This window comes from uncultured Pluralibacter sp. (assembly GCF_913775985.1).
Lineage (GTDB): Bacteria > Pseudomonadota > Gammaproteobacteria > Enterobacterales > Enterobacteriaceae > Pluralibacter.
This window is the reverse complement of record NZ_CAJYMB010000026.1, coordinates 1-6,973: the sequence shown is the minus strand read 5'-3', so window position 1 is coordinate 6,973 and position 6,973 is coordinate 1. Positions and strand designations below refer to the sequence as shown.

The following is a 6,973-nucleotide window of genomic DNA, read 5'->3' as shown; positions in this document are numbered from 1 at the left end:
TAAAGCTGTGGGCCGCGGTGGGGGTAAGGATGTAGCGAGTATTGGAAACAGACTCGCGAATGGCCATCTCCGGCGCGCTGCCGGCATAGGCATAGAACTGAATGCGCAGACCGTCCACCCATTCGGTCATCGCCTCCTGGTTGCCCACGACCTCCCAGCGGGCCAGGATTTTGACGCCGTGCGCCTGCGCTTTGCTGACGGCAGCATCCATATCCTTAACGGCTACCCCAACGCTCTCCTGGCCCATCGGATACGGCGGCTTGCTATCCTTGTAGGCCTGGGCCGAAAAGGCGCCAATCGCGGTGAACACATCGCTAAAGTGCATTTCACTGGGCACCGGCGCAAGGTTAACGTCGCTGATCGGATCCGCGGTGCCATCAAACACCGCGGTCAGCTGATTAATTAACGTCTGCAGGCTGTCCGGATTAACAAATACGTGGGGCAGCGCATACTGTTTGCCATCGCCGAACGGCGCGTGCGGTACATGATGATTCATAGAAATATCCTCTTTGACGGACTAAAAAAAGAAATAAAAAAAGCCCCGCAGTTGCGGAGCCGGATGATGCTCATAACGATCGTGAATTTTTTTGTTACCTCCTGGTCAGTGTGTCATTTATTATCCGGGTCGCGCCCGGTGCCAAATCGTTTATCCAGATAGAGGGACAAATACCCCCGCAGCTTCCTGACGCCGATAAAGCCAATCAGGCCGCCAATGGCCACCGTCAGCATTTTCGGAATATGCAAGTAATCAATGGCGGAATAGGCGCTCAGCGCCAGCGCGGCGCATAGCAGACTCTCCAGAATAATATCCCGCCGGCGGCGGCCAAAATAACTCATGCGCAATATCGCCATCGCCGCTGCCATAATAACGCCGCCGACGGGAACATCACCCCGCCACCAGCCGAGCAGCATCTCGCCAACGTTATCTAAAAGAGGCGTGCTGGCAAAATAACCCATGGTTCACCTCCTTAGCGCGAGGTTAATAATCAGAAGCAAATGGCGCAGTGTCGCTTATAACCGGGGGCTTCACGCAACCAATAAAAAAACCCGCACGGCGGCGGGTTTAGGTGATTGTTGCTCCGCGATACAGCTTTGCGAAGGATAGAGAGAGTTAAGCAGACACTGGATAAATATACAATAGTTTTTCGATAAATTTATTCGCCGCTGCCGCAGAGCCGGTCAGCATCAAGGCCGAACGCCTCGCACAGCGGCGCGTACAGCTGGGCTTCGGCCATTGCCAGCCAGCTGTCGATACGGTTTCGGCAGGTAGGAAAACTCCACTCGGGATGACGCTGGTGCAGCGTTTGCGCCAGCGCACGCTTGCTCCTGCCTCTGCCATCGTAGCGCTGGTGTAAAAGCTCAATCAGCGCCTGCTGGTGCCCCAGTACCCGTCCCACTACGCGATCGACAATAAGCGCCTCTTCATCGGTGCAGTGTGCCAGCGGGCTGGACTGCCGTTTTTCCAACATTTCCCGCAGGAAGGATGCCAGTTCTGCTTTTCCAACGCCGGCCTCGCGCAGCTGGCGCAACATTGCTTCGGCAGAGCGACGATCCCCCGGTTGGGAAGAAAGCAGCTGGTTGAAGATATTGCCGGGGCGGCCACCGCCGATATAAGACCAGCGCCCCCACATTTTCAAACGGCCCTGAACCAGCGTGCTTTCAAGGGTATTAAGACGGATCAGCGGGTCCATTGTCCCGCTCGCGGTCGGGTAGATCATCAGGTTACCTCCTCACATTACTGTATATACATACAGTATACTCGCAGGGGTAAATGATCAATGTTATCTGTCCCGCTATTGCTTACCCGCATCACGGCCTTTGATAAAAAAGATTACGCGGAATGTGCGCGTTTTCTCATCGCAGCTGCATGATTTTTAATCAAAATCTCAAACCGAAAATTTAATCTGCTTTATTGATATGTAAATTCTGATAATGCCTGTACCAGATATGTTCATTAGTAAATAAACCGTATAGAATCCGACACCTTTGATTTGCTGTATGAGTATCTTCTGGGAAAACCGCGGAATGCAAAAAAACGACAAAGCAATCATAGCCCTTCTTATTGTATGGGCTTTTCTTGTGAATGCTGCCCTTGGTGTTTATTATAATATCGGCTATGCCATTACTAACTTTTTTATTATTCTGATTGTTTTCCGCTATTCAAAACTGCTCGCAAGCGCGCTTGTTATTATCTATTCCGTCATTGCCTGCCTGCTCTTTCCCGTGGTAGCAAATTTTGGCAAGCCCAATATCAATATGGTTTCCTCGCTGCTGTACGCAAACAATGAGGAGATATTTAGTACGATTAAAAGTCTGCATCTGATCTGGATACTGATCGGTATTGCCACACTGGTGCTGGGCCTGTTTCTGGTGAAATTTCGCAGCAGGTGGCCGGTTATCCGGCATAAAACCGCCCTGCTCCTGCTTGTTATTACGGCAGCAGGCATTCTTATTCCCCCTTATCTGGAAGATAACGAGCGCGGCTTTGCCGATGATGTGAAATATCCGCCCTTTATCGCGCTTAAAAAAACGTGGGATGCCTTCGCGGCAATCGACAAGACCAACAAAATGATCGCCCAGGGAGAGATTTCAAAAAGTGATTTTAGCCCTCGATTAATAAACAACCCGCGCTACCACACTTTTATTATGGTGATTGATGAAAGTGTGCGCCGTGACTATATGCAGGTTTACGGCGCACCGGTTGACGACACACCCTTCCTGTCACGCTCCGCCGGCACCTTTTTCAACAACTACGTTTCAGCCGGGTTCTCCACCGTTCCCTCGCTGACACACTCGCTGCTCAGAGTCGGCAGCGGGGGACTGCAGTATCACAATTCGGTAATACGGCTTGCGCAGGCCGCCGGACTCGAAACGAGCTGGATCTCAAATCAGGGATTTTACGGCTACTACGACGCGCCGCTGGCGGTTATCGGCAAACAGGCGGATCGCGCCTATTTTGCCAAGCTCGGCAATGCAGAACTAAAAAAATACACCCCGGATTCGCTGCTGATGCCGGAAATTATGAAGTCCCTCGCGGCTAAAAAACCCAAACTGGTAATTATTCACCTGGTAGGTTCACACCCGGATTTTTGCACGCGCGTGAACGATCGCTATGACATTAAGCTGAAAGATATTCCCCACTCATGCTATGTCCAGAGCATTCGCAATACCGATCGGCTGCTGTCCGACATTACCGCGGCGGCTTCCCACGCGGGAGATAAGTGGTCGATGCTCTATTTCGGCGACCACGGCCTTTCCCACTCTCCTGCTACCGGCGAGTTGCTGCACCGCGACGGGGCGAAAGAGAATTATATGCCGCCCTTTGCCGTCATTGATTACGACAGCCGCGAGAAAAAACATATCGCCGCCCTGCGCAGCGGATTCGATTTCCAGAGAATATTCGCCCAGTGGATCGGCGTGGTAGAGCCGCTGCTCAACGCCGGGTGCGACTATTTCTCTGAGCAGGCATGCCTGAATAAAGCCCGGGTGCTGGATGGCAATATGCAGCTGATGGATTTTTCATCGCTGCCATCCGATCCGCCCCGGGGATGGTAACCCGGAGGGCTTTATGCATTTCGCATAAAGCCCGCTAATGCATTATCCCGCGTGCTTTATTACTTTGCGTATATCAAATGCCGCCAGGCAGCCGTTTATCCCGTCAGATGTTTCTGTAAATCATAGAAAAAGTCGCAAAAATGCCTACAGCTGCCACAATGAGTGACTGTTTGAATCTGTCAGTCTGACTTACATTTATGAGGAAACTAAAATGAAAATCTGGTTTGCGTTATCACTTATCGCCGCAATTAGCTGCTCGCTCATGGCGTGTCAGGGGGGCTTTGATTCAGCCTCTGCACCAGTGGAACACGCAGCACAACCCTGATTTTCAGCATATCTGGCTGCTCGACCGCGGGCTAAAAAGCCCGCTTCCCGCTGTTTGGTCCCGCCCTGCCTCAAAACGTGCTGGTATTCGCCGCCGGAATCCGTACCATACGCGGCATACTTTTACTCGTCGGCGCCTGCCGGCGGGCGTAAATCCGGATTATTGCCAGCCGCAAATGCGGGCTTCGAGGCCATCTGCCGTCACGAATGCGGTGTCAGAGACAGTAAATAATGCAAGAAAATCATCAGGTTAATAAAAAAGAACAATACAATATCAACAAGTTACAAAAGCGCCTGCGTCGTAACGTGGGCGAAGCCATTGCCGATTTCAACATGATTGAAGAAGGCGACCGGATCATGGTTTGCCTTTCCGGCGGCAAAGACAGCTATACCATGCTGGAGATCCTGCGCAATCTGCAGCAGAGCGCGCCGGTAAATTTCAGCCTGGTGGCGGTAAACCTCGATCAGAAGCAGCCCGGTTTTCCGGAGCATATCCTGCCTGCCTATCTGGAGGCGCAGGGTGTTGAGTACAAGATCGTCGAGGAAAACACTTACGGCATCGTCAAAGAGAAGATCCCGGAAGGTAAAACCACCTGCTCGCTGTGCTCGCGCCTGCGCCGCGGTATCCTCTATCGCACCGCGACCGAGCTTGGGGCCACCAAGATTGCGCTGGGGCACCATCGGGACGACATTCTGCAGACGCTGTTTCTGAACATGTTCTACGGCGGGAAAATGAAAGGCATGCCGCCAAAGCTGATGAGCGACGACGGCAAGCATATTGTTATCCGCCCGCTGGCCTACTGCCGCGAGAAGGATATTGAGCGCTTTGCCGAAGCCCGGGAATTCCCTATTATCCCGTGCAACCTCTGCGGCTCACAGCCGAACCTGCAGCGCCAGGTTATCGGCGATATGCTGCGCGACTGGGATAAGCGCTATCCGGGACGCATTGAAACCATGTTCAGCGCCATGCAAAACGTAGTGCCTTCACACATGTGCGATACCGAATTGTTCGATTTTAAAGGCCTGACGCACGGCGCGGAAGTAGTTGACGGTGGCGATCTGGCGTTTGACCGCGAAGAGATCCCGCTGCAGCCCGCCGGCTGGCAGCCTGAGGATGATGAACGTGACCTGATGTCCCAGCGGCTTAACGTTATCGAAATCAAGTAATAGCAGATTCAGAATGAGCCCTCCCACGGAGGGCTTTTTTACGCCTGCTGTTCAGCGATGGGGCGGAGGGTCGATTATCGGATGTGGGTCAGGGTCCGGCGTCGGGTCGGGAATGGGCTGAGGCCGGGGGATCGGATCGGGTACCGGAACAGGATCGCTCGGAAGATCGCTCATCTGTCGTATGGATGTTGTCATTAGTGCCTCCACGCAAGTGTTTACGCCATTTTCATTGCCGCTTCGCCGGCGGTGCCGACGGTATCAGCCTGTAAACGTCTCTCTTAAGGGTAGAAGCTGGACAAAAAAAAGCCGACTTAGTTAAGTCGGCGTCGTACGAATCAATTGTGCTATGCAGTAATTCAAAAAAGGAAGTAAGACAATATGGAGCGCAACGCCCATCGCTTGACGTTGCATTCACCTGCGGGAGAGATATTGCGACTAATCGGGAAATGGTTTCTTGATTTTGCTCAACTTATGCCGTGTTTCATTCGAAATATCTCGTGCAAAGCCTATTTTTTACAACCATTTACTGCGATGTAACCACCAGATAACACCGCCTATCAGCACAACCAGCCCAATACAGAACAGCGAAAAGCCAAAATGCCAGGCGTTACCGGGTATGCCACCGAGGTTAACGCCGAACAGACCGGTCAGAAACGTACTGGGCAGGAACACCATCGCCATCAGCGACATGGTATAGCTCCGGCGGGTCAGCGACTCCTGCATCAGCTGCGCCACTTCATCGGCCATCACGTCCGTACGCGCGATGCAGGAGTCGATTTCATCAAGCCCGCGCCCGAGGCGGTCAGAGATATCCTGCATCCGCCGGCGCTGATCGTCGTTCATCCACGGCAGCCTTTCGCTGGCGATGCGCGAATAGACATCCCGCTGGGGCGCCATGTAGCGGCGCATCACGATCAGCTGCTTGCGCAGCAGCGCCAGCAGCCCGCGCTGGGGCACCTGCTGATCCAGCAAATTATCTTCCAGATCGATAACCTTATCGTGCAGCTTTTCGATAAACTCGCTGGCGTGATCGGTCAGCGCGTCGCACACGTCTACCAGCCAGCCGCCGTTATCCGTCGGTCCGGTGCCCTCTTCCAGATCTTTGACAATATCATCCAGGGCGAGAACTTTGCGCTGGCGCGTTGACACGATCATGCGCTCGTCCATGTACACGCGCATGGCCACCAGCTGGTCGGGACGCTCGTCGGTGCTGCCGTTAATGCAGCGCAGCGTGATTAACGTACCGTCTCCCATCCGCGTCACCCGCGGCCGCATGCTGTCCCCGGCCAGCGCATCGCGAACGACGTTCGGCAGCAGCGGCGTGTTCTGCAGCCAGCGCGCGCTGTCGGCGTGGGTATAGTTGAGATGCAGCCAGCACGGATTGTCTTTGTCGATAGTGTCGCTGTTCTGAAGTGGCTTTACGCCGCCTTTCCCGTCCAGCAGCCACGCAAACACGGCGTCCGGTACATTCACTTCGCTGCCTTTGATGGCTTCCACAGGGCCTCCGTAAAGGTTAAGTCGTGCAATGTAGTCTAGTCCTCCGGGATCAATACGCAACCGGGCGACTATCCATCGCGCTGAATTTATTAATGAAACGGGATTATCTGGCAGGAGGTGGGTTGCGGCAACGGCAATATCGTTAGCGTTAGTTAATGGCGCAGACCGCACGCGACGGCCTGCCGCGGGGATCAGACGGCGCGTTGGAGTCTGGACTGCGGGATTGTTAGTGAACTTGCAGCCGTGATTTCCTCCGCCAGCCTGAAGCTGCGGGTTCGCTGCTGCAGGGCTATAACCTGCTGGCTGAGACTGTCAGATGGCCCTGCAAGATCGTCGACGACCGCCACGTTACTCTGGGTCACTTTTTCCAGTTCGGCCAGCGCCTGCGCAATTTGCGCAATCCCCTTCTCCTGCTGCAGCGTCGAGCAGG

6 protein-coding genes and 3 pseudogenes are annotated in these 6,973 nt (G+C 53.8%); 3 read left to right on the top strand and 6 right to left on the bottom strand.

The genetic code is table 11. From position 1 onward, the window contains the following. The 3 genes from QZ766_RS03655 to QZ766_RS03645 form a co-directional block, all read right to left on the bottom strand. Positions 1 to 496, bottom strand: a 496-nt coding sequence (locus QZ766_RS03655) for a hypothetical protein (protein ID WP_297197400.1), incomplete at its 3' end; no start/stop codon positions are given. 113 nt (positions 497 to 609) lie between these two features. Further along, positions 610 to 957 carry a phage holin, lambda family gene (locus QZ766_RS03650; RefSeq protein WP_297197397.1) on the bottom strand — a complete coding sequence of 116 codons (348 nt, stop codon included), beginning with the start codon at positions 955 to 957 and terminating at the stop codon, positions 610 to 612. A gap of 197 nt (positions 958 to 1,154) precedes the next feature. Beyond that, positions 1,155 to 1,718 carry a DUF1133 family protein gene (locus QZ766_RS03645; RefSeq protein WP_297197394.1) on the bottom strand — a complete coding sequence of 188 codons (564 nt, stop codon included), beginning with the start codon at positions 1,716 to 1,718 and terminating at the stop codon, positions 1,155 to 1,157. Between the two features lie 361 nt (positions 1,719 to 2,079). Between QZ766_RS03645 and QZ766_RS03640 the strand changes: the two genes are divergently transcribed. The 3 genes and pseudogenes from QZ766_RS03640 to ttcA all read left to right on the top strand — a co-directional run bounded on the left by QZ766_RS03640 (position 2,080) and on the right by ttcA (position 5,046). Next, positions 2,080 to 3,555 carry a sulfatase-like hydrolase/transferase gene (locus tag QZ766_RS03640; RefSeq protein ID WP_297197391.1) on the top strand — a complete coding sequence of 492 codons (1,476 nt, stop codon included), beginning with the start codon at positions 2,080 to 2,082 and terminating at the stop codon, positions 3,553 to 3,555. Positions 3,556 to 3,923: 368 nt separating this feature from the next. Further along, positions 3,924 to 4,004, top strand: a pseudogene (locus QZ766_RS03635) (hypothetical protein); the annotation flags it as partial. Between the two features lie 106 nt (positions 4,005 to 4,110). After that, a complete protein-coding gene (gene ttcA / locus QZ766_RS03630; RefSeq protein WP_297197388.1) occupies positions 4,111 to 5,046 on the top strand; it encodes a tRNA 2-thiocytidine(32) synthetase TtcA in 936 nt (311 codons plus the stop codon). A gap of 84 nt (positions 5,047 to 5,130) precedes the next feature. Here the strand turns inward: ttcA and QZ766_RS03625 are convergent. From QZ766_RS03625 to QZ766_RS03615, 3 genes and pseudogenes are all read right to left on the bottom strand, one after another. Next, positions 5,131 to 5,241, bottom strand: a pseudogene (locus QZ766_RS03625) (hypothetical protein); the annotation flags it as partial. Positions 5,242 to 5,559: 318 nt separating this feature from the next. Next, positions 5,560 to 6,543, bottom strand: a complete 984-nt coding sequence (zntB, locus tag QZ766_RS03620; protein ID WP_297197382.1) for a zinc transporter ZntB — start codon at positions 6,541 to 6,543, stop codon at positions 5,560 to 5,562. A 191-nt stretch (positions 6,544 to 6,734) separates the two neighbouring features. Beyond that, a pseudogene (locus QZ766_RS03615) lies at positions 6,735 to 6,973 on the bottom strand (chemoreceptor protein); the annotation flags it as partial.

Bases quoted from the DNA above. Each gene is read 5' to 3' on its own strand.
- QZ766_RS03650 (WP_297197397.1), bottom strand. From the start codon at position 957: ATGGGTTATTTTGCCAGCACGCCTCTTTTAGATAACGTTGGCGAGATG.
- ttcA (WP_297197388.1), top strand. From the start codon at position 4,111: ATGCAAGAAAATCATCAGGTTAATAAAAAAGAACAATACAATATCAAC.
- QZ766_RS03645 (WP_297197394.1), bottom strand. From the start codon at position 1,718: ATGATCTACCCGACCGCGAGCGGGACAATGGACCCGCTGATCCGTCTT.